The organism is Limosilactobacillus equigenerosi DSM 18793 = JCM 14505 (genome assembly GCF_001311375.1).
GTDB classification, from domain to species: Bacteria; Bacillota; Bacilli; order Lactobacillales; family Lactobacillaceae; genus Limosilactobacillus; species Limosilactobacillus equigenerosi.
Map to the genome: position 1 here is coordinate 57,017 of NZ_BBAS01000006.1, position 26,365 is coordinate 83,381.

General features: G+C 37.6%; 33 protein-coding genes and 4 pseudogenes. 35 read left to right on the forward strand and 2 right to left on the reverse strand.

What is annotated here, in order from left to right; translation table 11 throughout:
* The first annotated feature begins 33 nt into the window (after positions 1-33).
* The 35 genes and pseudogenes from JCM14505_RS04300 to JCM14505_RS04480 all read left to right on the forward strand — a co-directional run bounded on the left by JCM14505_RS04300 (position 34) and on the right by JCM14505_RS04480 (position 22,974).
* Positions 34-648, forward strand: a complete 615-nt coding sequence (locus JCM14505_RS04300) for a DUF4176 domain-containing protein (protein WP_054653201.1) — start codon at positions 34-36, stop codon at positions 646-648.
* 122 nt (positions 649-770) lie between these two features.
* A complete protein-coding gene (locus tag JCM14505_RS04305) occupies positions 771-1,046 on the forward strand; it encodes a hypothetical protein (RefSeq protein ID WP_156249835.1) in 276 nt (91 codons plus the stop codon).
* A gap of 140 nt (positions 1,047-1,186) precedes the next feature.
* Complete coding sequence (locus tag JCM14505_RS04310) at positions 1,187-1,768, forward strand: hypothetical protein (RefSeq protein WP_054653205.1); 582 nt, start codon at positions 1,187-1,189, stop codon at positions 1,766-1,768.
* The gene (locus JCM14505_RS04315; protein ID WP_054653207.1) at positions 1,750-2,118 is read left to right on the forward strand and encodes a thiamine pyrophosphate-dependent enzyme; all 369 of its coding nucleotides are present in this window, start codon (positions 1,750-1,752) and stop codon (positions 2,116-2,118) included. The genes JCM14505_RS04310 and JCM14505_RS04315 overlap by 19 nt, the downstream gene beginning before the upstream one ends.
* A gap of 71 nt (positions 2,119-2,189) precedes the next feature.
* Positions 2,190-2,669, forward strand: coding sequence for a hypothetical protein (locus JCM14505_RS04320; protein ID WP_054653209.1), 480 nt, complete (start codon positions 2,190-2,192; stop codon positions 2,667-2,669).
* Positions 2,670-2,673: 4 nt separating this feature from the next.
* Positions 2,674-2,982 carry a hypothetical protein gene (locus JCM14505_RS04325; RefSeq protein WP_054653211.1) on the forward strand — a complete coding sequence of 103 codons (309 nt, stop codon included), beginning with the start codon at positions 2,674-2,676 and terminating at the stop codon, positions 2,980-2,982.
* A 121-nt stretch (positions 2,983-3,103) separates the two neighbouring features.
* Complete coding sequence (locus JCM14505_RS04330; RefSeq protein WP_054653212.1) at positions 3,104-3,325, forward strand: hypothetical protein; 222 nt, start codon at positions 3,104-3,106, stop codon at positions 3,323-3,325.
* Between the two features lie 26 nt (positions 3,326-3,351).
* Positions 3,352-5,762, forward strand: a pseudogene (gene essC, locus JCM14505_RS04335) (type VII secretion protein EssC); the annotation flags it as partial.
* A 27-nt stretch (positions 5,763-5,789) separates the two neighbouring features.
* Positions 5,790-6,059: pseudogene (locus JCM14505_RS04340) on the forward strand (DUF4176 domain-containing protein); the annotation flags it as partial.
* 68 nt (positions 6,060-6,127) lie between these two features.
* A complete protein-coding gene (locus JCM14505_RS04345) occupies positions 6,128-6,454 on the forward strand; it encodes a hypothetical protein (protein WP_054653219.1) in 327 nt (108 codons plus the stop codon).
* A 29-nt stretch (positions 6,455-6,483) separates the two neighbouring features.
* Positions 6,484-6,747 carry a nucleotidyltransferase family protein gene (locus JCM14505_RS04350; RefSeq protein ID WP_054653221.1) on the forward strand — a complete coding sequence of 88 codons (264 nt, stop codon included), beginning with the start codon at positions 6,484-6,486 and terminating at the stop codon, positions 6,745-6,747.
* Positions 6,748-6,751: 4 nt separating this feature from the next.
* Positions 6,752-8,269: a T7SS effector LXG polymorphic toxin gene (locus tag JCM14505_RS04355; RefSeq protein WP_054653223.1), complete on the forward strand. Its 1,518-nt coding sequence runs from the start codon at positions 6,752-6,754 to the stop codon at positions 8,267-8,269.
* 61 nt (positions 8,270-8,330) lie between these two features.
* A complete protein-coding gene (locus JCM14505_RS04360; RefSeq protein WP_054653225.1) occupies positions 8,331-8,921 on the forward strand; it encodes a hypothetical protein in 591 nt (196 codons plus the stop codon).
* Positions 8,922-8,929: 8 nt separating this feature from the next.
* Positions 8,930-9,370, forward strand: coding sequence for a hypothetical protein (locus JCM14505_RS04365; protein ID WP_153010977.1), 441 nt, complete (start codon positions 8,930-8,932; stop codon positions 9,368-9,370).
* 14 nt (positions 9,371-9,384) lie between these two features.
* Positions 9,385-9,654: a hypothetical protein gene (locus JCM14505_RS04370; RefSeq protein WP_054653229.1), complete on the forward strand. Its 270-nt coding sequence runs from the start codon at positions 9,385-9,387 to the stop codon at positions 9,652-9,654.
* A complete protein-coding gene (locus JCM14505_RS04375) occupies positions 9,638-9,967 on the forward strand; it encodes a hypothetical protein (RefSeq protein ID WP_054653231.1) in 330 nt (109 codons plus the stop codon). Before JCM14505_RS04370 ends, JCM14505_RS04375 begins: the two co-directional genes overlap by 17 nt.
* 3 nt (positions 9,968-9,970) lie before the next feature.
* Positions 9,971-10,225: a hypothetical protein gene (locus tag JCM14505_RS04380; RefSeq protein WP_054653234.1), complete on the forward strand. Its 255-nt coding sequence runs from the start codon at positions 9,971-9,973 to the stop codon at positions 10,223-10,225.
* 84 nt (positions 10,226-10,309) lie between these two features.
* Positions 10,310-12,399 (forward strand): annotated as a pseudogene (essC, locus tag JCM14505_RS10550) (type VII secretion protein EssC); the annotation flags it as partial.
* Positions 12,400-12,661: 262 nt separating this feature from the next.
* The gene (locus tag JCM14505_RS04395; RefSeq protein ID WP_054653239.1) at positions 12,662-13,054 is read left to right on the forward strand and encodes a hypothetical protein; all 393 of its coding nucleotides are present in this window, start codon (positions 12,662-12,664) and stop codon (positions 13,052-13,054) included.
* 34 nt (positions 13,055-13,088) lie between these two features.
* The gene (locus JCM14505_RS04400) at positions 13,089-13,292 is read left to right on the forward strand and encodes a hypothetical protein (protein ID WP_054653241.1); all 204 of its coding nucleotides are present in this window, start codon (positions 13,089-13,091) and stop codon (positions 13,290-13,292) included.
* Between the two features lie 68 nt (positions 13,293-13,360).
* A complete protein-coding gene (locus tag JCM14505_RS04405; protein WP_153010978.1) occupies positions 13,361-13,639 on the forward strand; it encodes a hypothetical protein in 279 nt (92 codons plus the stop codon).
* Between the two features lie 8 nt (positions 13,640-13,647).
* Positions 13,648-13,950 (forward strand): T7SS effector LXG polymorphic toxin, encoded by a 303-nt coding sequence (locus tag JCM14505_RS04410; RefSeq protein ID WP_054653245.1) that lies wholly within the window; start codon positions 13,648-13,650, stop codon positions 13,948-13,950.
* Positions 13,913-15,070 (forward strand): hypothetical protein, encoded by a 1,158-nt coding sequence (locus JCM14505_RS04415; RefSeq protein ID WP_156249836.1) that lies wholly within the window; start codon positions 13,913-13,915, stop codon positions 15,068-15,070. Before JCM14505_RS04410 ends, JCM14505_RS04415 begins: the two co-directional genes overlap by 38 nt.
* A 1-nt stretch (position 15,071) precedes the next feature.
* Entirely contained in the window at positions 15,072-15,758 is a 687-nt protein-coding gene (locus JCM14505_RS04420; protein WP_054653248.1) for a hypothetical protein, read from the forward strand.
* 59 nt (positions 15,759-15,817) lie between these two features.
* Positions 15,818-16,159, forward strand: a complete 342-nt coding sequence (locus JCM14505_RS04425) for a hypothetical protein (protein WP_054653249.1) — start codon at positions 15,818-15,820, stop codon at positions 16,157-16,159.
* 40 nt (positions 16,160-16,199) lie between these two features.
* Positions 16,200-16,886 carry a hypothetical protein gene (locus tag JCM14505_RS04430; RefSeq protein WP_054653250.1) on the forward strand — a complete coding sequence of 229 codons (687 nt, stop codon included), beginning with the start codon at positions 16,200-16,202 and terminating at the stop codon, positions 16,884-16,886.
* A 22-nt stretch (positions 16,887-16,908) separates the two neighbouring features.
* Positions 16,909-17,196, forward strand: a complete 288-nt coding sequence (locus JCM14505_RS04435) for a DUF4176 domain-containing protein (RefSeq protein ID WP_054653251.1) — start codon at positions 16,909-16,911, stop codon at positions 17,194-17,196.
* Positions 17,197-17,409: 213 nt separating this feature from the next.
* The gene (locus JCM14505_RS04440; protein ID WP_156249837.1) at positions 17,410-17,820 is read left to right on the forward strand and encodes a hypothetical protein; all 411 of its coding nucleotides are present in this window, start codon (positions 17,410-17,412) and stop codon (positions 17,818-17,820) included.
* A gap of 344 nt (positions 17,821-18,164) precedes the next feature.
* The gene (locus JCM14505_RS04445) at positions 18,165-18,440 is read left to right on the forward strand and encodes a hypothetical protein (RefSeq protein ID WP_054653253.1); all 276 of its coding nucleotides are present in this window, start codon (positions 18,165-18,167) and stop codon (positions 18,438-18,440) included.
* The gene (locus JCM14505_RS04450) at positions 18,418-18,624 is read left to right on the forward strand and encodes a hypothetical protein (RefSeq protein WP_054653254.1); all 207 of its coding nucleotides are present in this window, start codon (positions 18,418-18,420) and stop codon (positions 18,622-18,624) included. The genes JCM14505_RS04445 and JCM14505_RS04450 overlap by 23 nt, the downstream gene beginning before the upstream one ends.
* Positions 18,605-18,829, forward strand: coding sequence for a hypothetical protein (locus JCM14505_RS04455; protein WP_054653255.1), 225 nt, complete (start codon positions 18,605-18,607; stop codon positions 18,827-18,829). Before JCM14505_RS04450 ends, JCM14505_RS04455 begins: the two co-directional genes overlap by 20 nt.
* Before the next feature lie 24 nt (positions 18,830-18,853).
* The gene (locus JCM14505_RS04460) at positions 18,854-19,105 is read left to right on the forward strand and encodes a hypothetical protein (RefSeq protein WP_054653256.1); all 252 of its coding nucleotides are present in this window, start codon (positions 18,854-18,856) and stop codon (positions 19,103-19,105) included.
* Between the two features lie 199 nt (positions 19,106-19,304).
* Positions 19,305-20,663 (forward strand): alpha/beta fold hydrolase, encoded by a 1,359-nt coding sequence (locus tag JCM14505_RS04465; protein ID WP_156249838.1) that lies wholly within the window; start codon positions 19,305-19,307, stop codon positions 20,661-20,663.
* Positions 20,664-21,442: 779 nt separating this feature from the next.
* Positions 21,443-22,123: a hypothetical protein gene (locus tag JCM14505_RS04475; RefSeq protein ID WP_054653259.1), complete on the forward strand. Its 681-nt coding sequence runs from the start codon at positions 21,443-21,445 to the stop codon at positions 22,121-22,123.
* Between the two features lie 302 nt (positions 22,124-22,425).
* Positions 22,426-22,974, forward strand: a complete 549-nt coding sequence (locus JCM14505_RS04480) for a TetR/AcrR family transcriptional regulator (RefSeq protein ID WP_054653260.1) — start codon at positions 22,426-22,428, stop codon at positions 22,972-22,974.
* A 93-nt stretch (positions 22,975-23,067) separates the two neighbouring features.
* Here JCM14505_RS04480 and JCM14505_RS04485 read toward each other — a convergent pair.
* Together JCM14505_RS04485 and JCM14505_RS04490 are read right to left on the reverse strand one after the other, a co-directional pair.
* Positions 23,068-24,481 (reverse strand): annotated as a pseudogene (locus tag JCM14505_RS04485) (DASS family sodium-coupled anion symporter).
* A gap of 13 nt (positions 24,482-24,494) precedes the next feature.
* A complete protein-coding gene (locus JCM14505_RS04490; RefSeq protein WP_054653261.1) occupies positions 24,495-26,309 on the reverse strand; it encodes an FAD-binding protein in 1,815 nt (604 codons plus the stop codon).
* Between the last annotated feature and the right edge of the window lie 56 nt (positions 26,310-26,365).

Here is a 26,365-nt window from a genome sequence, read left to right on the forward strand (position 1 = left end):
CTAAAGCTAGTAATTAATAAGATGAGGTGAATAATGTTTATTACGAAACGTCATGTAGATGGTCAAGAAGAACAAATAACAAATACATCTAATATTAATGGGCAATTATCGAAACGATTAATGTTAGATCAACTAAAAGAAAAGTTAACAAGATTCGATTTAAATGAGGATCAATTGGAGATTTTAAATGAATTATCAGACTTGTTTGCAGAACAAATTGAATTATTTGATGAAGTCGTTTTAGGAATGATAAATCAAACCAAAGAGATGGTAATTGGTCGGTTTAAGTTGACATTTAATAGTCAAAAACTAGTTACCATTAATCGAGTTACGCTGATGGCTGAAATTTTTAATCAGTTTTTGAATGAGATTAATATTTGGTTAACGGAAATTTATCCAGTTGGATCGGTAGTGGAAATTAAGCCAGCAGTAATTAATGGGGATGAGACATTACCTTTTTCTGAACGATTATGTGTAATTATGGGGCAACGAGTGGCGTTTGAAGACGGGACGTTTGTTGATTATATTGCTTATCCATGGCCAGATGGGGTTGGATTAGAAATAGATCCAATTTACTTATGCAATTCATTTATTAATCAACTAGTATTTGAAGGCTATAAAACTGAAGATTGGGATGATTTTTTTTAGAAACTGAACTTAGGAAACCATTTTCAACTTATGAATATCGGTCATTTAGTATTCCTAGAAATCTTGGTACAGAGCAATGAAAATTTTAAAAAAAATTAGCAATTAGTTTAATGGGTTTAGCGATGTTAGTCGGAGGAGGATCGTTAGCGATGTGGGGTTACAGCAGATACGAGCATTATCAAATGGTAAAACAAGTTAAGGAAGCTGAGAAGCAAGGGGCATTTGATGGGATATTAGATCCAAAAAATGAACATTTTTGGACTGATACGGGCAAGTTAGCTCCGCATGCTGATTTAGTAAAATCGTATCAAATCGATTACAAATCTGTTCATCGGGGAAATCCGATGATTAGTAATCCATACGTGGATGTGGTAATTAATCATAACAAAAAAAATTAATATTAGTTGGTTATATTGATAAAGATAGTAATGGTAATTATGTATACAATGGTGGCCCATATGGAGAATTAGAAAATTTGGTGTTTAAGGGAAAAATTGATAAATAAGTAATGAATCTTAATTAAGGAGACTTTAAATATATGAGTAAAATTATAACTCCATATTCTAATTTAGATAAAAACGCTCAACTTTCTATGGATGAGTATGGATTTCGTGGTGATGATAAAAGGCCAAATAAATTAGGAACAAGCGTTCAGTATATAAAGGATGGTAAACCTATAACGGTCGGTCACATCACTGAAATCCGTAATAATAAGCAAACAGGTGAAACAATGTATGTAGTTGCGGAAGGAAAAGTACCAGGTGCAACTAGGAATAAAGATGTTAGTCATCACCAATATAATCAAGGAAAAACGGTTGTCAAAACTAATCTTACCCCGGCGCAACAGGCCCATGTTAAAAATGCTTCGATTTTATATCAAGGATCAATGGCTCCGTTTAAGAAAGGGTCGCGGGCGGATTGGATTTCGAATAATATTCCGTTTGGATGGAAAATTTTTACAGGGGAAAAAGGACCAGCTGGCCCGCAACAATATGGATCTATTAAGAGTACAAATTCCATTCTCCATCGCTATGTAAATGCCAAATTTAATTTATATGGTCACTCGCAGGGGGATTTAATGGTCAATATGCATTTGCTGATTTGTTTAATCATGGATTAGCTAAGCGAATTAACAACGCTTACTTTTATGAATCACCAAATGCTAATGCATTATTGAAACACCCAGTTAAGTCGAAAAAGGTCCATTTATATACCGATTTTATGGATAATATTGGGACGCTAGGGTACAAGTTACCAACCAGTCTTGGTGCAGGGCATGCCGAGCCAATGGGAGAATTGAACCTAATGATGCCCGATAAAGGATATGGACTTATTGGTCAACATATGTTGTCTGGTTACGCACATGGGTTTAAGGTAACTATTCCGCTGGGACGTAATTATGGTAAGCAGGTCATTCAAAAGATTGTGCTCGGCTATAATAATAAATTTTACAACATCCAGATTGGGTAAAAAATAGTGGGATTATTAATGCAGATCAATTAAAGAAAATCTACATTCGAGCACGTAAGAAAAATCAATTTATGAATGCACGGACGGATCGAAAATTAAATCATGATCTTAAACAACTGCGAGTAGCCCAACGTTCATTAGGGTGGACTAGTGGATCAATGAGTGCTAGTCAAAGGTTTTTCCTTGATGCTGAAGAAGCTTACGTAATTAGTAGTGCGATTGAAGGTTACGCAGCAACGGACATTGCAATTTTACAAGCTGATTTAGAACAAGGTAAATCAAACTTAGAGCAATTGTGGTCAACTACCCAACATCAAGCATTGTCAATTGGTAAGCATCTTAGTCACGGAGAAGTTATGTCAGCTCTGCATGAAGGTGGAGCTAGCCAGCAAACGATGGTGAATCAATACACAGAAAAATATGATAGTAAATTGGCTGAGGCACGGCAACTCAGTAATAGGTTAACGGATCTTACGTCTACGTTTAAGGGACGAGTGGCAACTCGTTTAGCTGAGGACCAGGCGGACCGGAGTACATTTGGATTGGGGTGATTAGATGTCATTAATGTCAAGTCTAATGAAAGCAGTAGCTAAAGGTGATAAAGCGGCTGAATTAGAGTTAAAGAAAATGATTGAAAAACAGGCAATTCGGAGTTTAGGGAGAGCAAAATTTAGTCAAAGTTCATCCATTGATTCTGAAATTATGGCTAAATACAATGCCGATTTAGCGGCGTTTCAAAGTGATATCAGCGGAGCGGTTGGTAAAATTTCATATGCAGTACGTGGTGGAATTGAAGTCGGAATGCAACGAAAAGTTAACGATGTTGTTAAAGATGATTTTCCGAAAGCAGTGTTAACAAAATGAATAAAATTGAACAAAAGACAAAAATTACGTGAATTAGATGCTAAAAAGAAAACTTTGCCTAGACAGTATCATGATCAATTAGATGAATTAACGGAAAAAAAGTAACGAATTGCAACGATATATGATTAATTTGGCTGATGAGGTTAATAGTTATTTAGATGGGGATGATTTTGATTATCGTCAGCAAACTGTTGATATGATATATGGTTATCAAGATGAAGTTAAAGAAGTATTTAATCAGGAAAAGAATGCCGTGACAGATCAATACGAAGAGCAATTATCTAAATTAAATCGAGAAATTGAAACTGTTGAGGAAACTAGAATAGATGATGACAAACAATAACTAAATTTTAAATTTTTCTATGAGATTTATCAGTTAACTTTGCCCCCGAAGATGTTGGGTTCCTCCCAATTGACTACAAAGGTGGGGGATGGCGAACTTGTTTGCGAACTTACCGCACCTTATGGGGATGATTACGAACTTAGATGGGGCCAGTACCGATCGGGCGTTGAAGAGTATCCACGCTGAACTTGAACGGCGGCAACGCTACTTCCGGCAGTTCGGGGTGAATAATATTAATGCCTACACCAAACTGTACAAGGAAGGAAAAGAACACCCAACTGATGATAGTTATCCCCACGAACCGTTGCCGCACTTATTCCTTATTTCAGATGAATTTGCGGAATTAAAAGCCAATGAACCGGACTTTATGGATGAGTTGGTTTCTACAGCCCGGATCGGGCGGTCGTTAGGGGTACACCTGATTTTGGAAACCCAAAAACCAAACGGGGTCGTCAGTGAACAAATTTGGTCTAACTCACGGTTTAAGATTGCCCTCAAAGTTTCGGATCCAGCTGATTCCAAGGAAATTATCCATACCCCCGATGCGGCTTCAATTACCCAAGTTGGACGGGCGTACTTACAAGTCGGGAATAACGAAACTTACGAATTATTCCAATCTGCGTACTCGAGTGCGGAATACAATCCAACGGACAATCAGCACGCGCAGCGTGATCAACGGCTTTGGTTGATTAATCAACTCGGCCAAGCGGAATTATTAACCCGAGATTTATCCGAAATTGATGAACCGAAGGAAAGTGAAATTCAAACCCAACTTGAAGCGGTGGTGGATGAAATCGCCAAGGATGCTAAGGAAGCGCAAGTGAAGATGCCGATGAAGCCATGGTTGCCACCATTACCAGAAAGCTTGGTAGGGCCGGAACTTGATTGGCAAACCGCTTGGCAACAACCACGGCAACTAAAAGTACCGTTTGGGATGCTGGATATTCCATCGCGGCAAACACAAGAAAAATTGGATTTTGACCTTTCATCGGTTACGCCGGCATTGTTTGTTGGGAGTTCCGGTTATGGTAAATCGGTAGCGTTACAAACGATTGTGGCCAATTTGGCAAGATTAAACAGCCCAGAACAAGTTAATTTTTACTTATTTGACTTTGGAACGAACGGACTTTTACCGTTAGCAGGTCTCCCGCATGTGGCTGATATTGCGGGATTTGATAACCGGGAAAAACTTTGGAAGATGTTAACGAAGATTAACCAATTGATTAATCAACGAAAGAGTTTATTCCAACAACTGGGTGTTTCTAATTTCTCACAATATGAAGAAGAAATCGGTCAACCACTACCAATTATCGTGATCGCGGTTGATGCTTATGATAGTGTGGCTGAAGATGATGAACGAGATGGTATTGATGGAATCATTTCGAAGTTATTACGGGACGGAAAAGCCTTAGGAATTTATTCAATTTATACGGTCAATCGTCTGAATACTTTTAGGTATCAATTGTTGTCCAATATTAATAAACGAATTGGATTATTTATGGTTGATGAAGATGAAGTGGTTAACACGTTAGGTAGAAATGCATTAATTCAATCACCAATTGCTGGGCGTGGTCAAATGGAAATTGATGACGAGATGTTAGCGTTCCAAATTTATACCCCAACGGAACATGCCGATTCACTCAAAATTGTGCACGATTTACGGGTATTAAGTGAAACAATGACTGAAGCTTGGGATGGACCAGTCCCAGCCAAGATCCCAATGTTACCCAATAGCTTTGATTTTGCATACGCAGATAAGAAGATTAAAGCGATTTGGCATGACCGGAACATTATGCCGATTGCATTGGGTAATCAAACAACCGAAGTTCATAGTTTTGACCCAGAGATTCATCATTTCTTTAATATCAGCTATCTAACGGAACAACAAAAAGACGTTTTATCACAAGCAGTTACGCATAGTTTGAGTACTTGGAAACATCCTAGTTGGATTGTAGACGTACTGGGAGAATTCCATGAACAGCATGAACAATATAGTCGGGTAATTACTGATAATGAAAACGACTTGATTAGATTAAAACAGCAAATGGCAGATTATGCTGCAGCCGGAGTCCATCGAGAATTACGTGATGAAATATATGTGTTTATCCCGAATTTAACTGAATTTATTAAAGTAGCTAAATTGACCCAACAAAATTTTGAAATTATCTTGCAACATGCCTGGAAAGCAGGAATGTATTTAATCATTATGGATAATCGCGCAAGAATTGATCAAAGTTACGATGCGATGGCCAATATGATTAAAGCTCAAACGATTGCGGGCTTAGTTAGTGCTCGAATTGTTGATACTAATTATATTTCAGCGACCGGGGTAAATGCGGAACCACAATTATTATCAAATGAAGCATATTTCTTTGAATCTAAAGGATTACAGTATAGCAAAGTAAAATTACCACAAGTAAACAGGGGGAATGAATAATGAAGCAAATTAACTTTTTTACCATTAGGAACGATTGTCATTTTAAAGGGCACAACTAAGAAAGTAATGATTGTTCAACGCGGGATGAATGTTGAGCAAAATGATGGTGTCCATTTATTTGAATATGGGGCAATTTTGTATCCTGAAGGTGAGATTGATGATCAAAAAGTTTACTTTAACGAAGATGAGATTTTAAAGGTGGTATTTGAAGGTTATCATGATGAAGATGATGAAATTATCACAAAAGAATTGAATCAAGCCATAAATGCAATTGATTCACCAACACCAACCAATTGAAGTTGATGGGTCATTAGATGATGATCCATTTGCTGATTTAAGTAAGGAAATTACGGAGGGCGAAAAGCATGAGTGATGGTGCAATTTTACGGAGAATGAGTGAGATTTCAAATGCAATTTCAGCTTTAAAGAGTACGGCTAGCTCATTAGATAGTTTAAAAACTAACTCGGTTAAACACGCCTCCAGTAACTATTGGGCGGGAACTTATAAATCGGGCAAGTATGATCATCATGTCGACAAAATTGATAAAGATATTCGAAAAGCCAAGCAAACTGTTCGTGATGATGTTGAACATGGAATTGCTAAATTACATCAGTTAGCCGGTCAATTAAAAAAACCAGAAAGTCAATTAGCTGCTAGTAGAATTATTTCAAATACGAGTGTATATGGGTAGTTACTAAACGAAAAAGGATATGAAGAATTATGAGCAAAATATCAGTAAATAGTAATTTCGCTAGTCAATATGGTTCATTGAGAAGTCACGGTGCTAACATTGCGGGACTGGGGAATGGTTTAAGCAGTCCTGGTGGTGATTTAGATGTACCAACGGCTAAGAAAATTGCGGAAATTTATCAGCAATTTAATTCGATGCTTCATAATTTTGGACATTTGATGGAGCATGACGCCAGTTTAATGGCATCGGTAAAGCAACATATGGATGATTACGATATGCATATGGGAGGTTAATCTAATGAAAATTTCAGAAAGTCGCCTGCAATCATTCGTTGACGGAGCTAATTCAGGTCTTAGTCGGCGTAGTGGTGCAATGACTGGAGCCAGCGGGAGTGTCGCATCGTTGGCGAATACGAACAGTATTACCGGAGCCGCTGCCGATTCAATGAAAGCGTACTTAGGAGAAGTTTATAGTTCAGGGTTGTTAACCCAAATCAATGATCTCTTAGATGAGTTTGTGCGGTTAAATACCGAGTATGCAAGTAATTATAGTGGTGGGGTAATTGATGGTGGTGGTTTTAAATTGTCATCAGAAGATTATTCTGATTTAAATAGTAAGATTGGAACGTTACATAGCGAAGTTGAATCAACGATTTCAAGAGTTAATAGTAAAATTAGTCATTTGAGTGGGTTAATTGGTGGTGCGTCCAAAATTCATGATTTTTCATCAGATGTACAGCAGTTAAAGACAGATATTAGTCGGCAACGCACAGCTTGGTCCCAGTATGAAAGTCGGGCAAGTGCTCAGTACGAGGCAATCCAGGATGGAATCAATTTTATTAATCAAGCAATTGCACGGTATGCGAGCCGCTCAGCAGTGCAAATGACAGGCTATACGTCCGGAAGTTTCCGGCAAGAATTAGCGTCGTTTCAGAGCCAACACGGTTATAGTGCATTGTCATATTTCGAAAATTTGCATCGTTTTATGGATGAAAAAGTCACGTGTACCGATAAGAACCATCATGTTCATACCGCCACAAATCGCGAACTAATTTATCGGCAACGAGATGGCTTGCATAAATTGGTTCAAGCTAGAGTTAGAGCAGCCGTCGAGGAATCCAAACGGGAAGGATGGACTAAATTAGCGTTTGATTCAGCATTCTTTATTGGCGGAGTTGCATTAACCGTGGCAAGTGGTGGAACGGCGGTTCCGGTCTTACTTACGTTGGGGTCAACAGCGATGAGTTTACTCAATATAGAAGAGGATATTAATCAAGGTAGAACGGGAAAAGAAAATGATAATTGGTTAAAGAATGGATTACGATCTAAGTTTGGACTTAGTGTAAATACTGCAAATAATGTATTTAACGTGTTAGATTACGGGACCAGTATTATATCTGGAAAAGGAGCGTGGAAAGCGCTAGAAGGGAAACAGATTGTTAAATCAGCGAAGGTAAGCTCAATTCTTGATCGTCAGATGTCTAGTTTTGTTAATCATGGATACTTCACTCCAGTATTATCAGATACGAAAGATTTCGTTGTAGATGTGGCAAAACATGCCAATCCGATATCCTTAGCTTTAGTTCATGGGAAGGAATTATTGAAACCAGTTGCCACCGAGTATACAAAAGAAATTGCACGGGTAACCGCAAAGAAACAAGTAACTTCACACACCGCTAATTGGGTTAATCAGAACTTTGTTGAATCGAATGTTTCATCTAATTCGATTCATGGTTATGCGCGTCCAGTTCTAGAACAGGCGGTAAAAAAAAGGGATCAGCAAGGGGTTAGGAAAAACGGTTACGAACACGACTGACAACTTGATGAATAATATACCTCAATTAGCAGGAACTACAAATTAGTGGAGGTAAATAATTATGATTATATATATTTCTCCAATCTTGATTATGTGGATAATGTTAGTTTTAATTTATAAAAACGATAAATTAATACCGTTATTCACGGTGCTAAATATTTTATATGCTTTGTGGAGTGTTATGGTTGGAACATTTATGAAGTATGATTACAATTTAGATCAGGTAGTTTCCAAGGGAAATGTTGATTTATTTGAATGTTTAATAGATGTAGGTTATATGCTATGCTTAGCAATTCCTCAAGTAGTGGTTGTGATATTAAAAATGAAACAGAAATATAAGAAGGATCGTAGAAAATTTAAAACAGTCAAAGATGAATTTCTTTGGACATTAACTACAAGGGCAACTGGTTATGTTCTGTTTATTTTATTAGGTTTTTTAGCGATGGAAATACTTTTTCCCCTAATGGTTTTTGTGAGAAATATTAAGTTAGTATTTATAAAAGAAATCATTGCTATTTTGTATGTTGTTATTGTAATGTTTGGAATTCCAGCTTTATATATAATTAAATTGGATGCAATTACTAATCATTTGGACCAATGGTTATGGAAAAAGTACGGTAATCACAGTGAAACATTGGGGAACAACAAATGATGAGTAGCATGAACTTTAAATTTACAAATATGATTGAATCATCGAAAGTAAGTTCAGTGCTTGATCGTCAGATGTCGAGCTTTGTCAATCATGGATACTTTACCCCAGTGTTATCAGATACGAAAGATTTCGTTGTAGATGTGACAAAGCATGCCAAACCAGTCGCCAAAGTTCATGGGAAGGAATTATTGAAACCAGTTGTGACTGAGTATGGAAAAGAAGGAGCAAAAGTGGTCGCAAAGAAACAAGCAAATGCTTACGCAACTAATTGGGTTGATAAGAACCTGGTTGATCGCTATGTTTCATCCGATTCGCTTCACGGATATGCACGTCCAGTTTTAGAACAATTGGTAAATAAAGGTGTTAAATCCAAAGTAGGGGGCGTGGCTACGAATTCTACAGATTATATGTTAAACAAGATGCCGCAATTAGTGGGAACTACAAATTAGAGGGGGTAGGATGAATGATAAAATTCTTTTTGCCAATTCCTTTTATGTGGTTAATGGTATTTTTAACTTATAAAAATCGTAAATTAATGCCTCTGCTTTTTATATTAAATATAGCTTATGATGTAGCGAGTTTTTTAGTCGGAATAGAGATGAATATTGAATATAATTTTGTTTCCGACACTTATCAAAATTTCTTTGCGTTTTTATTAGGGATTGTATGGTTAATTTGTTTAACAATTTCGGAATTAATTGCAGTATTTCAAAAAAATGAAACAAAACTATAAAAAAGATAGCAGAAAATTTAAAACAGTTAAAGATGAATTCCTTTGGACTTTAACAACTAGGGCAACAGGTTACATTTTGTTTATTTTATTAGGAATGGTTGCTATGGATGTTTTAGCGTTCCTATTTGGATCATATGTTAGGGGATTAAAATCACTAGTAGCATCATGCTTACTTGCATTTATAGGAATTGTAGCTTTATTTGGAATTCCGGCTTTATACATAATTAAATTGGATGCAATTACTAATCATTTGGACCAATGGTTATGGAAAAAGTACGGTAATCACAGTGGAACATTGGGGAAGGAAAGTTAGAAAATGTTAAATGAGAAAGAAGCAGAATTGAAGGAATTACAAAAGAAGATTAATGTTACTGCTGTTGTGAGTATATTAATCCTTATCGTTGTTAGGATGATTCTCCGATATATGGTGCCAATTGTGCTATCTGACGGGAGTTTAAATTGGCAAGCAATTATTATCTGCGGGATAGTGTATCTTGCGGTATTAATCAATATTTTTGATTTAGGAATTAAGCGATTTAAGTTAAAACGGGAAATAAATAATTTGAAATAATAGATGATTATTTGGTGGTCGTAATCAGTTTATGGTTGCGACCATTTTTAGAATGGGATAAACGGTAATTTTATGGGTGAGGTCAGATATATGGATTTAGCATTTGAACCGCATTTACAACCAGCGGCGGATTCACTGGTCAATGCGATTAAGCGCTTAGCCAATTTAAACCATATCGAAGTGGAACAAAATTCAATCCCTGAGTCGGTGACGTTTTTAGATTTGTATCATGTGAAGCGGGCGGAAGAATTGGCGATTATGCAACGGTGGCAACAAGCCGACACCTCGAAGACCTTAGCAGCCCCACTTGGCTTGCGGGGCAAAGACGATGTGGTGGAGCTTAATTTACATGAACGAGCCCATGGGCCTCACGGGTTGATCGCTGGGACAACGGGGTCCGGGAAGTCGGAATTGCTGCAATCGTACATGTTGTCATTAGCGGTTAACTTTGCCCCTGAAGATGTTGGGTTCCTCCCGATTGACTACAAAGGTGGGGGGATGGCGAACTTGTTTGCGAACTTACCGCACCTTATGGGGATGATTACGAACTTAGATGGCGCTAGTACCGACCGGGCGTTGAAGAGTATTCACGCTGAACTTGAACGGCGGCAACGCTATTTCCGGCAGTTTGGGGTGAATAATATTAATGCCTACACCAAACTGTATAAGGAAGGGAAAGAACACCCAACTGATGATAGTTACCCCCACGAACCGCTGCCGCACTTATTCCTTATTTCAGATGAATTTGCGGAATTAAAAGCCAATGAACCGGACTTTATGGATGAGTTGGTTTCAACGGCGCGGATTGGGCGGTCGTTAGGGGTGCACCTGATTTTGGCAACCCAAAAACCAAACGGGGTCGTTAGTGAACAAATTTGGTCCAACTCGCGGTTTAAGATTGCCCTCAAAGTTTCGGATCCAGCTGATTCCAAGGAAATTATCCATACCCCCGATGCGGATTCAATTACCCAAGTCGGACGGGCGTACTTACAAGTCGGGAACAATGAAATCTATGAATTATTCCAATCGGCATACTCGAGTGCGGAATACAATCCAACGGATAATCAGCACGCGCAGCGTGATCAACGGCTTTGGTTGATTAATCAACTTGGCCAAGCGGATTATTAACCCGGGATTTATCCGAAATTGATGAACCAAAGGAAAGTGAAATCCAAACCCAACTTGAAGCGGTGGTGGATGAAATCGCTAAGGATGCCCAACAAGCGCAAGTGAAGATGCCGATGAAGCCATGGTTACCACCATTACCAGAAAGTTTGGTAGGGCCGGAACTTGATTGGCAAACCGCTTGGCAACAACCACGGCAACTAAAAGTACCGTTTGGGATGCTGGATATTCCGTCACGGCAAACACAAGAAAAATTTGAATTTGACGTTGCTGTTTTAAATCCCGCCTTAATTATTGGGAGTGCGGGTTACGGAAAATCGATTGCATTACAAACGATTGTGACTAATTTAGCGCGCCTTAATAATCCAGAACAGGTGCACTTCTATTTACTCGATTTTGGAACGAACGGTCTCTTACCATTGGTTGGTCTTCCACATGTGGCTGATATTGCGGGATTTGATGACTTGGAAAAGTTACACAAGATGTTAAAACGGTTGGTTAATCTGCTTGAGCAACGCCGCAATCAATTCCAAACAAAAGGTGTCTCAAATCTGCAACAATATGAATCATTAACCGGTGAAACGTTGCCAGCAATTGTGGTGGTATTAGATGCGTATGATACGGTAGTTGAAAATGAAGTCGAGCGGATAGAAATTGACCTAGTCTTGTCCCGTTTGTTACGTGAAGGGCAGGCACTGGGAATATACACGATTATTAGTGCCAATCGGTATACTAGTTTCCGGGCGTCAATGACGTCTAACATTACTAGTGAACTGTTGTTATACATGGTTGAAGAAAATGCGCCTCGTGATATCTTAGGACGAAAAGTTTTGAAGCAGTCGCCAATTCCTGGGCGTGGCCAGATGGAAATTGATGATGAGATGTTAGCGTTCCAAATCTATACCCCAACGGAACACGCCGAATCGCTTAAGATTGTGCATGATTTACGGGAATTAAGTAAGTTCATGACAGATGATTGGGATGGTGAAGTCCCAGCTAAGATTCCGATGTTGCCGGCAAGGTTTAATTTAGATTACTTGGAAAATAATGAATCAATTAATAAGTGGTGGCAAGTATCAACAATTCCATTAGGGTTTGATAAAGAAAATACCTTACCAGTCGGGTTTATGCCAGATGAACACCACCATTTCATGATTAGTTATTTCACTACTGATCAAGCTGAAACGATCGCGCGAGATATCCTGTTTAGTTTAAGTAAAATTGAATGTCAAACAGGGTTAATAGATGTTAATGGTGAATATCAAAATTATGCGCGTTTAGTTGATAAAGATTATCGTGATGATGTAGATAGTGTTAAAAAAATTATTCCATCAATATGCGGTAGCGGCTAAAAATCGGGATCATTTAAAATCATTAATTTTATTTATTCCAGATTTAAAGGATTTTCTTAGTAAAAGTGGACTGACCGCAAGTGAAATTGAGGAAATATACAAGGAAAGTTGGCGCGCTGGGTTACATATTATCATTATGGATAACCAAACGTATATCGAAAAGAGTTTCGACGCAAACGCACAATTAATTCGAAATTACGTTACAGCTGGGATTGTGATGACTAGAATTGTTGATTCGAGTGTGATTCAGGCAATGGGACGGACGAATGATCCAGATTTACCGGATAATGAAGCCGCTTATTTTGAAGCGCGAGGTAAAAATTATTCGATGATTAAAATTCCAGTTGATTAGAAGGAGGATAAGATGGCTAGTAAAGCAGAAATTCGTGAAAAAAATTCGTCGCTTACAACGAGCAAAAAGTCAAATTATGCAGTTGAATGGACACTTATCAGGCATTTCACTAAGTGATGTAAAAGCGGCAGGAAATCACCATTGGAAAGGGAATGTTTATCAGCAAGAATATTTAAATCGGTTGACGGAAGTAAAAGCTGATAAGAAAAAAAGACAGTCAAGGTTTGCGAACAATTAATCAGGACTTTGAACAAAAAAATTCAACAGCTCTATGTGGAATTAGCAGCAGCCAAGGACTAGGAGGTTATGATGGGAAATATTAGTGTTAGTTATGGTGAGCTTCGCAGTGAACTAAGTGGAATCGAGGCGGCCGGAACGAGTCTAGGTGGAACACGAGATGGGATTAAGCAGACGCCGGGGGATGTGGAAGGATTACCGACCCCGCCACAAATTGCCCAAGCATATGCAGAGCTGTCAGAGTTAATTGCAGAATACGGTCAGTTAATGGTACATGATGCAAAACGGATTCAAGTGGTTGGGAATAATAAGGTTACAATTGATGCTTTAGCATCCCAAGGTAGGTGATTAAATCAATGAAAGTTAATTACAGTAGTTTATTGAGCTATAGCCATGCGGTAGAGCATGGGTTAGCTAGCCGGAATAGTAATTTGTCAGCCGGAAAAAGTGCCGTAAATCGTTTTGTTGGTTCTGGTTCACTGCAAGGGGCTGCCGGTGAGGCTAGTAAGGCTTATCTAAATGAGGTTCAAGCTGGCATTGCCAATCATATTGCTACGATTGTGGAGAACTTACAACAAAAACAAAGTTTATACGTTGGTAATTATCCAGAAGTTGATCGTGGTGGGAGTGGTTTTTTTCTTAGATACCGTAGATTATGAAGCCTTAGCAAGCAACATCAATAAAAAATCGCAACAATTGCAGGAAGTAGCCGATGATGTAAGTCGGATCACGAGTAGCGTTAGTGATATTTGCGCTTCTGGTGGGACGGCGACGGTAACTGGGGCAATTGAACGAGCCATAACTAATTTGTATCAAATGAACCAGACCATTAATAATCAAAGTACAGCTTGGAATAGTTATGAAAGTAGCCATAGTAATGATTTTGCTGATATTTTAGCTGCTATTAGTGGGCTAAAATCAGTGGTAGCTAGTTATGCCCAAGGGGCATATCCATCGATGGCAAATTATTATGCAGGTGGATTTGGGGCCGCTATTGGGGTTGAGCTAGGTAATTTACTAGGTAAATTAGGGAATGAAAATCTAGCGAATGCGAATTTAGCACGGGCAGCACAAAAGAAGATTGATGCGAAGTATAGTCAACTGCCAGTCGCGAAAAATGAGAAGAAGAAACGACAAGAAAAGCATTCAAAGGATGGCAAGGCAGTTACGGCAAGTTTATTAGGATTAGGGCTGGAATTAATTAAAGAGAGTACTAAAGAATCGTTTAGTGATTTTTCAGATGAAGTAGCCAAGACTGTTTTAAAAGAAGGTAAAAATATTGGCCGTCATTTAGGCACTAAGTTAATGCCTCGTGATTCATTTGGACGATTTATGAAGGTTACAAATCCATATCGGAAGGCTGCAATAAAGACTTTATATGGAATTAGTGATAATTCAAGTAAGGTAATTGGAAAAGTGGCGAAAGGTGTTGCCACGACATTAACGGGAATTGATTTTATAAACGAAGCCGTTGGTTTTGCGAAAGAACATAAGAAAGCTAATGTTGGTCGATGTGTAACGTATGCGGGGGCAGTTACTGGTACAACATTCGTAGCCGGGATTGCAATTGGAGCAGCTGTTTCTGGAACTTTTGCACCAGTAGTATTAGCAGCAGGAGCCGGCATGGCAATTTCTGCTGGAGCGAAACAAGCATACAAACATAATTTCCTTGGGTTTAGAGATGGTGTTAATAAAGTTGGGGATGCTGTTACAGATTCTGTGTTAGTTGCTAATAGGTTTAATAGGCCAATTGGGATGCCAATTGGAATGGTGAGATAGGATGATTAAAGAAAACACCCCATACCGAGTTAAACCACTGTATCAGATCAATTGGCGATATTATATCGTAAAAATTAAGGATGAATATTTTGTCATTGATTATATTAATCCTAGAAACATTTTTAATATGTTTTTATACGCAGGTAAGAGAAGTTATATGGTATATAAAATTGGTAAGACACTTGATGAGTTTCCGTTAGAATATACAAAATTAAATTGGGTAATTCTTAACTGTAAAAAATTTGAAGTAATATTAACGGTATTTTTCGTAATGGGAATAATTTTGTCATTTGTAAGTGGAACATCAAATATACTAATTAAAAATATTCCGTTAATATTAGATTTAGAAATAGCTTCATTATTAATATTGTACTTAATTAGCTTATGCAAGGATAAATACGAAAATTTTAAGTACTTAACTCAATATAAAGGAGTTAGATTAATATATAAGAGAGAAAAGTATAAAAGTAAGCTGGGGGCATTCCTTTATTGTTATATTACAAATCCGATTGGGGAGTGTGCTACATTATGCTTTTTAACATGGTTATTGTATGATACTTCAAGTTTGTTAATTTTACTAATGGTTCAATTACCAGGAAGTTTATTTATTATATGTCGCCCATATATAAATATTACATATGAATTATCAAGTTCTAAATTAAATTTAGAAAGGATACCGGACGAGTAATAAAACAATTGGAAATGCTATAAAGGCTCCCGTAAAAGTATTAGCAGGAGTTGATTTTTTTGAAAGAAGCCGTTGATTTTACGAAAGAACATAAAAATGCCAATATTGGCCGGGCTGTAACGTACAGTGGAGCAGTTGTTGGGACAACGTTTGCGGCAGGTGAAGCTATTGGAGCAACTGCTGCAGCTTTGGGTGCAGCTTTTACTGCTCCAGCGTGGTTAGCAGCAGGAGGTGTTATACTTGCAACAGCTGCAGCCGGTATGGCAATTTCTGCGGGAGCAAAACAAGCATACAAACATAATTTCCTTGGGTTTAGAGATGGGGTTAATGAAATTGGTGATAATTTTGGTAATCCTAAGTATTATAATTCAACAACGTACCCGGTTGGTCCCAAATATTAAAAGGATATATATATGAATGAATTTAAAATGGTGAGGTAATATGATTAAAGAAAACACCCCATATCGAGTTAAACCACTGTATCAAATCAATTGGCGTTATTATATCGTAAAAATTAAAGATGAATATTTTGTCATTGATTATATTAATCCCAGAAATATTTTAAGTGTATTTTTAATTGGGGGAAAATCTCATTATAAGATGTATCGAATTGGGAAAAATTTAAATAGTGATTTATTAGAATATCATGAATTGAATTGGTTAGTTCGTAATTATCATAAAATCGGAAATTTATTACTTACAATATTAACAAGTGGGGTAATTATTTCATATTTTGGAGTAAGATCTGATGGTTTAAGAAATTTGGTACCACTAATTTTTGGAGTCGAAGGGTTGATATTTTTAATTTGGTGGGTTTCATTAATGTTAAATAGCAATAATAAGAAAGATGCATTAAGTAAATTTGAGGAATACAACGCTAAACCATCATCTTTAAAAGATTATAGTAAGTTAAAACTATTATATATATATACATTTGGCTATTTGTTCCTTTATTTATGCATTATTATTTGTAACGGATGGTTTGTATTTTTCCCCAATTGGTTAACGTTATTAATGATTCAAATTCCGTATACGTGGGGTGCTTTAGTAGGAGTGTATGCTAGCATTAATGATGTGTTTGTATTGTCAAGTAATCGCAAAAAGTTGATGTTAAGAAAGTTAAATTAGAAAGAAAAGTGAGGAAAAGAAAATGTTATCAATTGGTAGTATTGTTTATTTAGAAGGTGGCGATCAAAAGTTAATGATTATTGGTCAAGGACAAATAATGGAGCAAAATAAACAACAAGTTTATTTTGACTATGTTGCTTGTCAATATCCATCTGGGATTGATCCGGAAGAAGTTTATTATTTTAATAAGGAAGATATTGCGGAAGTAGTTTTTGATGGTTATCGGGATGAAGAATCATATAAAGTAGATCAACTGTACCAAGAATGGATTGAGAAGACGGACTTGCCCAAAGGTGAGACTAGTTTATAATTTTGAAATTATTGCCCTTTAAATTGAATAAGACAATTTAAAGGAGGCTATTGTAATTAATGAGGTCGTTGGTGAGTAAATTTGGTTTGAACTTGCAGTTTAAGATTACCATCAAAGCTTCCGGACTGGCTGGCTGATTCGAATGAAATTATCCATATGTCGGATTCATTTTCAAATAATTAAGTAGGAAAAAGTAGAAAATAGACAAGGAAGATGATGATAAGTAAGAATAAAATGCATAATTTAAAACTAATAATGAAAATCTTATCCATTACTATAAGTGCCTCGATAAGTATTTTAGCGATTCCATTGTTAGTTTATGAAGTTTGGCTTCATTACAGTTTAACAATTTTGATTCTATCAATGGTAACGCTTGCATTGCCATTAGTTGCATTATTTTTACCATTGGCTAATATCTTTTTGATGGTGAAAGTTCCGACCACAGCTAAGGGAAAATTTTTCTATGCGCTAACGACTTTTTTAATTGGTTTTTATGTGATGCTTATAGTTGATGCTCCAAATTATATTTATACCGATGAAGGTGGGGTGAATAAAGTCACAACTAATGATGGTTCACTACGTCGGGATGCCGTTATTTTAGGACTTATCATATTTTTTAATTAGTATTATCCGCTTAGTTAATTTTAAAAGCCTAGCATTACGTCTTATTAAATTATCATCAAGGTTGAAAGATTTATTTGTTAAATTAATAAGATCACATAACTCACCATAATACTTATTTAAAAACATATTTAAATGGGAAACTTTAGGAATTTGATGGTCGTAATCAGTTTTGTGGTTACGACCATTTTTAGAATAAGATAAACGGTAATTTGTAAGCACTACCTAACGGTATGTATTTACAAAGGCTAACTATCAACTAAATGAATCAATTTTGTCAGAAGATGGGATAAATATGTTTGTTGGATGAAATATTAGTCTAGCATGGTTGATTACGAGGTGGACAGATGAGTAAACGAAGAATAATATTGTCAATTTTGATTGGATTAGTAGTTATTTGGGGAGTGAGTGGAATGTTTATTACAAAACGACATGCAGAACAACAAGCAGTACAAGAAATCAAAGAAGAACAAGTGGCCCGCCAAAAGTGTGCTGAATATTTAGTTCATCATTATGAAGGAATTAAGACCTTGGAAGTAAGTAAATTATATAAACCTAATTCTATTGGAGGTGGAACATATACTTGTGACATAAGGATTAATGGAAAAAAAAGAAGCTGTTGAAATAGGACAGTATTCAAAGAAGGAATTTGATAAAAGTGGTCCTGATTTGTTGGGGTGGCCTGATGATTTTCCTAAATCATATAATCTTATCAAGCGTTTTGATGCAAATAGATCGTTATCTGGAGTGAGTGTAACATATGACAGTGAAAATCTAAGGGAGTCCAATGAAGGATTTACTAACTGATGCAGAAACAGTTGGTTTGGGATTGAAGGTGCTGGTTGAACCCAAATTATATGGGCTAGGTTTAGTACCGGAGATCAAAAGTGAATCCCAATCGGTTTCGGCAGACAAATTTTATCAACGGGTTGATAAGCAAATTAAACAAAATGGTGGGGTAAAGGCTCCAACGACGAGTGGGTACTCGTTAGGAGGAACGTTGTCAGATTAGCACGGTTAATTACGAGGTGGACAGATGAGTAAACGAAGAATAATATTGTCAATTTTGATTGGATTAGTAGTTATTTGGGGAGTGAGTGGAATTTTTATTACAAAACGACATGTAGGACAACAAGCAGTACAAGAAGCCAAAGAAGAACGGAGGGTACAACAAAAGTGTGCGGAATATTTGGTTCATCATTATGAAGGAATTAAGACCTTGGAAGTAAGTAAACTATATAACCTAACGAAGTTGGGGGAGGAGGGTATTATGTTGGAATTAGAGTAAATAATTCTGATAGTTTGATATTTGTTGGATCAGATACAGAAGAAAAATTTAAAAATGATGGTCCATCACTAGATGGTTATGACCCTGATTTTCTTAAGAGTAGTATAAATGAAAAATATAATAATTCTAGAAATTTAAAAAAACATAGTAGTTAATTATACAGATAAAACAATTAATGAACTTAGAAAGAAGTAAATAAATGGTTTCTGATAAAGATTATAATGTGATAGATAAACGTGCATACGACATTCCAAGTGGTAGATATATGGTCGGAAGTACAAAACCATTTAACAACCACAAATATAAGGTCATTAACATTGAAAATAACTCCACTAACGGAATGCAAGCCTATGCGGTGGATCCAGTTAAAAATGGTAAAGCTGATTACAATAATGTGGTGATTTCGTATGCCGGGACGGACTCAGGTGATATGAAAGATATCTTAACTGATGTCGAAACAGTTGGATTGGGTTCAAAAGTAATTTTTGAACCTAAGTTATCGAGCCTAGGTCCAGTACCGGACATAAAGGGTGAATCACAATCGGTTTCGGCAGAAAAATTTTATCAACGGGTTAATAAGCAAATTAAACAACATGGTGGGGTAAAGTCGCCAACAACGAGTGGTCACTCATTGGGTGGCACGTTGGCGATGTATATCGCAGCTAAACATCATTTATCCGCGACGACGTTTAACGGTCCGGATGCGTGGAGTATGTTGACGAAGAAGGAACGTGAATATGTTAAAACGCACCCAATGGATTTTATGAATTATCGAAATCCAAAAGATATTATTGGTAACATTACAGGGAATTTTACTGGAAGTGCCAAATATGTTAAATCAAAAACATATTTTGGTTCAGAATTAGTTAAACAACTTGAGGATGTAAACGATAAGTTATTGAATGGGTCACTTAAAGATAAAGGGTTAAGTACGATTGCTTCAGCTTTTTCATTAGATATCGCGGCAGTTAAAGCGGCACTAGATTATCACAGTATCGATGGCTGGAAATTTAACAAAAATGGTGATATTTTACGAGTTTCTGGAAAGACGGTTAATAGTAAAACAAATCGTGAATTTGTAAAAAAGTATCAGCAAACTCGTCAACAATTACTAACTTCAGAAGCGAAACTAAATGCCTATTACGGTTCAGGAAAAGGAATTAGCAGCGCAAAGGTTATTATGCTCGAAGCGGCCGCAGCTTATGGCATTAAAAATGCCATTATTAGTCATGCCGATGAAGGATTGACGGCAATTAACCAAATCTATAATGAAGGTAAGGAAAAGCAGGAACGAATTTGGCCAGCGGCCAAATCAGAAGCATATAGTGTGGGGAAAGATTTAACCCCCGGTGAATGTATTGAAGCCTTAAGCGCTGGTGGTGCAACTAGGGAAACTTTAGTTACGAATTACGTTGAAACACTAAATGAAAAGCAAGGTCAAATTAGCAGTATCCAAGCTAATTTTGATAGATTTGGGAGTATTTTTAGTGCCCGAATTGAAGGAAAGTTGTCACAAGATCGTGAGTTAGCAGGACAATTTGGAATTACGGTTAAATAAATGGTGTTGAAATGAAAAAAAGAAAATGTAGGCTCCTTGCTAGAAATAGCGGAATTCTTCTTAGGTCTATTCACAATTGGATTGATGATTTATGAATTAGTGGTCTATTACGCTTATTTTTTTTGCCTGGTTTTTAATTGGTAGTTTTGGATTGTTATTAGTGATTCTATTTTTACCGTTGGCAAATTTAAAATTATTGTTAGTTGGTCCCAAAACAAAGGCTGGGGTAAGGTTTTACAAGATAACAACCGGGTTAATAATATTTTGGATATTACTATTGATTAGTGGCGATGAAAAAAATGGGTTTAGCAGGGCAAACTAATATCTACTTGAGATGGATAGCAATAATGCTAAATACAATCGTAGTAATACTAAGTATCGATAAGATATGGTTATATACTCACTCAGCAGCGTATAAAAAGACTAGATTAGGTGATTCGAAAAAAAGAAGCGGAAGATAATGACAATTAAGAATAAAATGTGTAATTTAAAACGAATAATGAAAATACTGTCCATTATTATAAGTGTTTTGGCGATGCCATTGTTGGTTTATGAAATTGGTTTATATTATGGTTTAACATTGATGCTTATGTCGATGATAACATTTGGATTACCATTAGTTGTAATAATGTTACCGTTAGCTAATATTTATTTCACGGTGAGATCACCGACTTCAGATATTGGAGAATTTTGCTATGCAATAACGACGTTTTTAGTTGGTTTTTTGTAGTTCTTATATCAATCGCCCCAAATAGCATTTATGCCAATGAAGGGGGAGTATGGTTGAAAATAATGATTTATTACGTTGGACAACTGTTGTTTTAAGTTTGATCGTATTTGCGACTGGTATTGACAATTTAGGAATTATTAATTTAAAAGATTGGGGTTATTTTTTTGTTAAACTGCCATTAAGACTGAAAATGTTGGTGGTGGGTACTGTTAAATTACCATCGATGCTAAAAAGGGTAGCATTAAGGATTGTTAAACTACCAATAAAGTTGAAAAATTTACTAACCAAATTAATCAGTTCACCAATATCGCCATGGATAGCCGTGCTGGTTGAATTGATAATAATTGCTATTCCATTTCTAATGGTAATGCTTGCTGGATTATGTAATGTTTACATTTCTCATCAGATGGGGAATAGTGATGGTTCAATTAGTATGTTCGTCGTGGTTATAATTTTTGAAACGTTATTTGAATTATTAATTGTTGTACCGTTAGTATTAGTGTTTGTTAAAGATAAGTTTGCTAAGGCAATTGGAATTGTTTTATATACATTCCTTCAAACTTTAGGACTTGATGTAATGTATTCTGAGAATTTTTCGATTTTATACGGTACAAAGGCTACTAATTTGGAAAACTTGGGAAATATATTCATCAATTTATTGGTTGTTACATGGATAGCGACGTATGGTTTAATTATTATCTTTTTGCTTGCGAATCGATCTAAACAGTAAACGGTAGAATAGAATTTAGTAATAACATAGGTAGTAAAATACTTGTTATAAGCACAAAAATAGCCTAATTCTGGATGAATTTATTTCACTCAGAATTAGGCTATTTAAATTGTAAATTTATTAAAGCTGGTGGACATCCACGTTAAGCATCACTACATAAATTTGACTTTTCTGTCAAGAAAAATTATATATATTTGGAGTTTGAGATTGTTTCGAGTTATAACTGTGAAGTATACATTCGATATATATAAACGTAGTATAATTAATAGATAATACCATTTAGAAATGGAAGTTAGCAGTTAATGATGCGTGATGGAATAACACGAGTTGCTCAAGTTAATTCAACTAAACAAAAGTTAAGTCAGGCCTACTTGCGATTATTGGCGAGCCAACCAGATAATGCTAAGTTATCAGTTCGCAAACTGTGTTTAGAAGCGGGCGTTAATCAGACGACCTTTTATCGTCATTATAAGAATAGCGTTGATTTTGTACATCAAGTTTGGCATGGCTACAATGAATTCTTATTTGAGAATGTCATTATAGATGGTCGTATTAAGTTGCCACAATGGTTTCAATTTGTGGAAGAACACCATACTGAAGCAGGGAATTTAATTCAGAATCCGGAATTTGTTAAATTATTAATCAAAGACTTATTTCAAGCCATGAGTCAGGATGAAAATAATAAGATTGAATTTCAGTTATATTCAGTGGCTTTAGTTAGTGTTACAAAGTACTGGATTGAGCATGGATTTAAATACACGGGAATTTACATGAATAATGTCTTTAATGAGATGTATGGAAGTAATGATTCTGATCATCCAGTCAATCAATTCTTTGACTTCGAATTATAAAAATAAGGATGCCTAGTATTACGGTTTAAACCGTAAATTGGGCATCCTTATTTTATTTAAACCTCATCGCTAGTTGAGAAACTCACGACCTGATTACCATAAGCCGATGATCTTAGTCCAAACTAAGCCACCACCGAGCCAAATGATATTAAAGACTAAACCGATGATGAAGCTTAGTGACCACCATTCTTTGGTGCTAACGTATCCGGTACTTGATAAGAGTGCTGACGGACCAGCTGAGTAAGGAGTGTTGATAAGAAAATCGAACCCGCAAACCCAAGCATTAAGGTTGCTAAGACAGGTGGGACTCCCGAGCCAATCGCGATTGACAAGAATGCCGCATAAAGCGCGGTAACTTGGGTGGCGATACTTGGGAAGAGGTAGTGTAAGTAGAAGTAAGCGATGAACAAGATGACTAAGACTAGCAGCCAGTTCATCCCGTGCAAAGCGCCACCTAAGGTCTTGGAGAACCAAGGGAAGAACCCAAGTTGCATTAACTTAGCTGACATCATCATAATAATTGATAACCAAGTTAAGATGTTCCAAGCGAAGTGTTCACCTAGTAAATCGTTAGTGTTGATGACCCCAGTTAAGAGTAAAATGACTACCGCGATGAAACTAGTTTCGGTGGCATCAATCCCAAAGTGGGGGCCGATTAACCACAGTAAAATTGCTAAGACAAACGTTCCTGCCATTAACTTTTCAGCCTTTGACATGGGACCAACTTCAGCTAAGCGTGCTTCGGCCCATGAGCGGGCGTTGGGAGTCGTCTTAATTTCAGGTGGGTAGATCCGGTATAACACGAGTGGAATGATCAATAAACATAAAATTCCTGGAACGGATGCGGCGGCGAACCATTGCATCCAAGAAATTTCAATTCCTTGGGCTTTGGCTAAGCCCATCGCAATCATGTTGCCGGCTAAGCCAGTTAAGAATAGGCCAGAAGTAACATTATTGATTTCGTATTCGTTAAAGACTAAGAACGAACCTAATTTGCGTTGAGTGCCTTGTTCTGGATCAGAATCTAATTCACGGGATAAGTTATCGATGATTGGATACATAATCCCGTTGACCCGGGCATTGTTACTAGGAATCCCAATGGCTAAGAGGGTTTCAACGGCGGATAAGGCATAAGCTAAACTTAAAGTCTTTTTCCCGAAGTGCTTAACAAATAAGTAGGCGACCCGTTTACCAAGCCTGATTTAATGAACCCAGCGGCCATGAACATACACATGGCGACCATCCAAGCGGTTGAATTCCCGAATCCAGCCGCAACTTCCTTCATGGTAAAGATGCCAGTCAGGGTTGCCACGGTAATCCCGGTGAGGGTAACCGCCATCATTGGTAGAGGCTTCGTGATACAAGCCACGATGGTTGCAATAAAAATTGCGAACATGTGCCAAGCCATTAAACTAATGGCCGCAGGCTTGACGGGTGATAAAACCCAAATTCCAATCCCTAAAATTAAAGGCAGGATGAATCCTTTATAGTTAACTTTACTTAACATGTTAATGCCTCCATTATTTAGCTTGCTTCAGTGCTTGCTTAACGGCTTCTTGGAGGGCACGGGTAGTTGATGAGGCGCCGGCAATGGCGTCAACTTCAACGCTGTTCTTAGCCACCATTTCGGCTGGGAGCTTTTCAATGGCTAAGGCTCCAATTCCTTCCGTTTCATGGTTTTCTAAGACTTCGATGTTTTCGAGTTTATTTTGGTCGTAAGTAACCCGGACGACAATCTTGCCCCCAATTCCGGCTTCAGTTGAACCGAGATATTGGTGGTCGCCTAATTCGATGTTATCAATTCGATCCCCATCAATTAAATCGTTAATGGCCGGCACGGGGTTAACCACATTTACGAGCCCTTGATCAGCTTTGCGTTGCGCTGCGTTTTCACCAGCTAGTTTTCCGAAGATTAAACATTCGGCGAGGTTCCCACCACCTTGATAGCGGTTGGTACAAATGCCCCCGAGTTCACCGGCCCCGTAAAGGTGTGGAATTGGCGTTTCGGTCGCATCCAAAATTTGGGCATGTTCATTACGCATTGGACCCCCTTGCGTATTTAAGACTGCGGGTGCCAATTGGATAGCGTAAAGGTCATTGCCAGTTAATGCGGTCAAGGAAGCTGGTTCCCGGTTAAAGGCGAGGTCTTCACCGTCAGCGGCGAAGCGGTTAAAGAGCTTGATTGTCCGGGCTAAGTTGTCGCTTGGAACCTTGATTTGCTTAGCTAAGTCATCAACTGAGGTGGCGTGGACGGTCTTGTCTAAGAAGGCCGGGTAACGAGTTTGACCGTTTTCCTTTTCTTCAGCCACAAATTGGTTGTATTGGTTTTGGTCAAAGACTAACCAAACGTTATCGAAGGCGTGGGGTAAGTTGTATTCACCGTGGTCGTAAATGTGACCATGGCGGAACTTGGCATCTTCTTTCATAAACCGCGTGCCGTCGTTGGCAACCGCAAAGATTGAACCATTGTAAAGCTTCTTCCAGTGACCAATTTGCCGTCCCCGTACGCCAGCTGCTTCTTTAAAGGTGTAGCCAGGAATTACCCCGAGTGATTCGTAGTTACCCATGTGCCATAGCTTGGCGCCGACTTCTTGAGCCATCTTAACCCCAGCCCCTTGGTTGTAGAGCGTTCCAAATGGGGTTAATTGGTGGATGTGGAGGTAATCTTGTTGCATTTGGGCGTTGTTTTCAAAACCACCCGTGGCTAAGACGACCCCGAAGTTAGCGTGTAAGTAATACTTCTTGTGGTTCCGTACAACGACGACTCCGTTAACTTGCTTTGAAATTGGGTCTTGAATCAAGTTGGTAGCAGGTGAGTTTAACCAAACATCAATTTGATCACTGCGGTCTAAAACCTTTTGCCGTAAGACTTTCCATAATTCAGCATCGAAGTCCCGGTTGTGAACAAGAGCAAAGTCAAAGGTATCGCTCCCTTCGTATTCAGGATATTCGGCCATGTGTTCCTTGTAATCAAGTTGATCGCCTTCTTTAAAGTCACGGCTCCAAACAAAGGCGTCCGTGTCCAAGTATTTTTTGAAGTAATCTTCCATGTCAACGAACCCATCTAAGTAAGTCTTTAACATGTTTTGATTTAATTCAAAGGGGGCTGTTAATTGTTCGTAGTAGGTTTGAATCTTTTCGCGATCCGTTGCCATCGCCACGTGTTGGGCTGAGTACCGGGTGTTCCCACCTTCGTGACCAAATGGGGCTGCATCGACAATTAAGACTTTGGCGCCTTTGTCAGCCGCAAAGCGCGCCGCAGTGGCCCCGGCGCCCCCAAATCCAAGGACGATAACATCGTAGTCGGCGTTCCATTTAACATCAGTTGATTTCATAATCTCACTCCTTAAAAAAAAGATTTATATTATCGAGTACGCTTTCATAATATGAA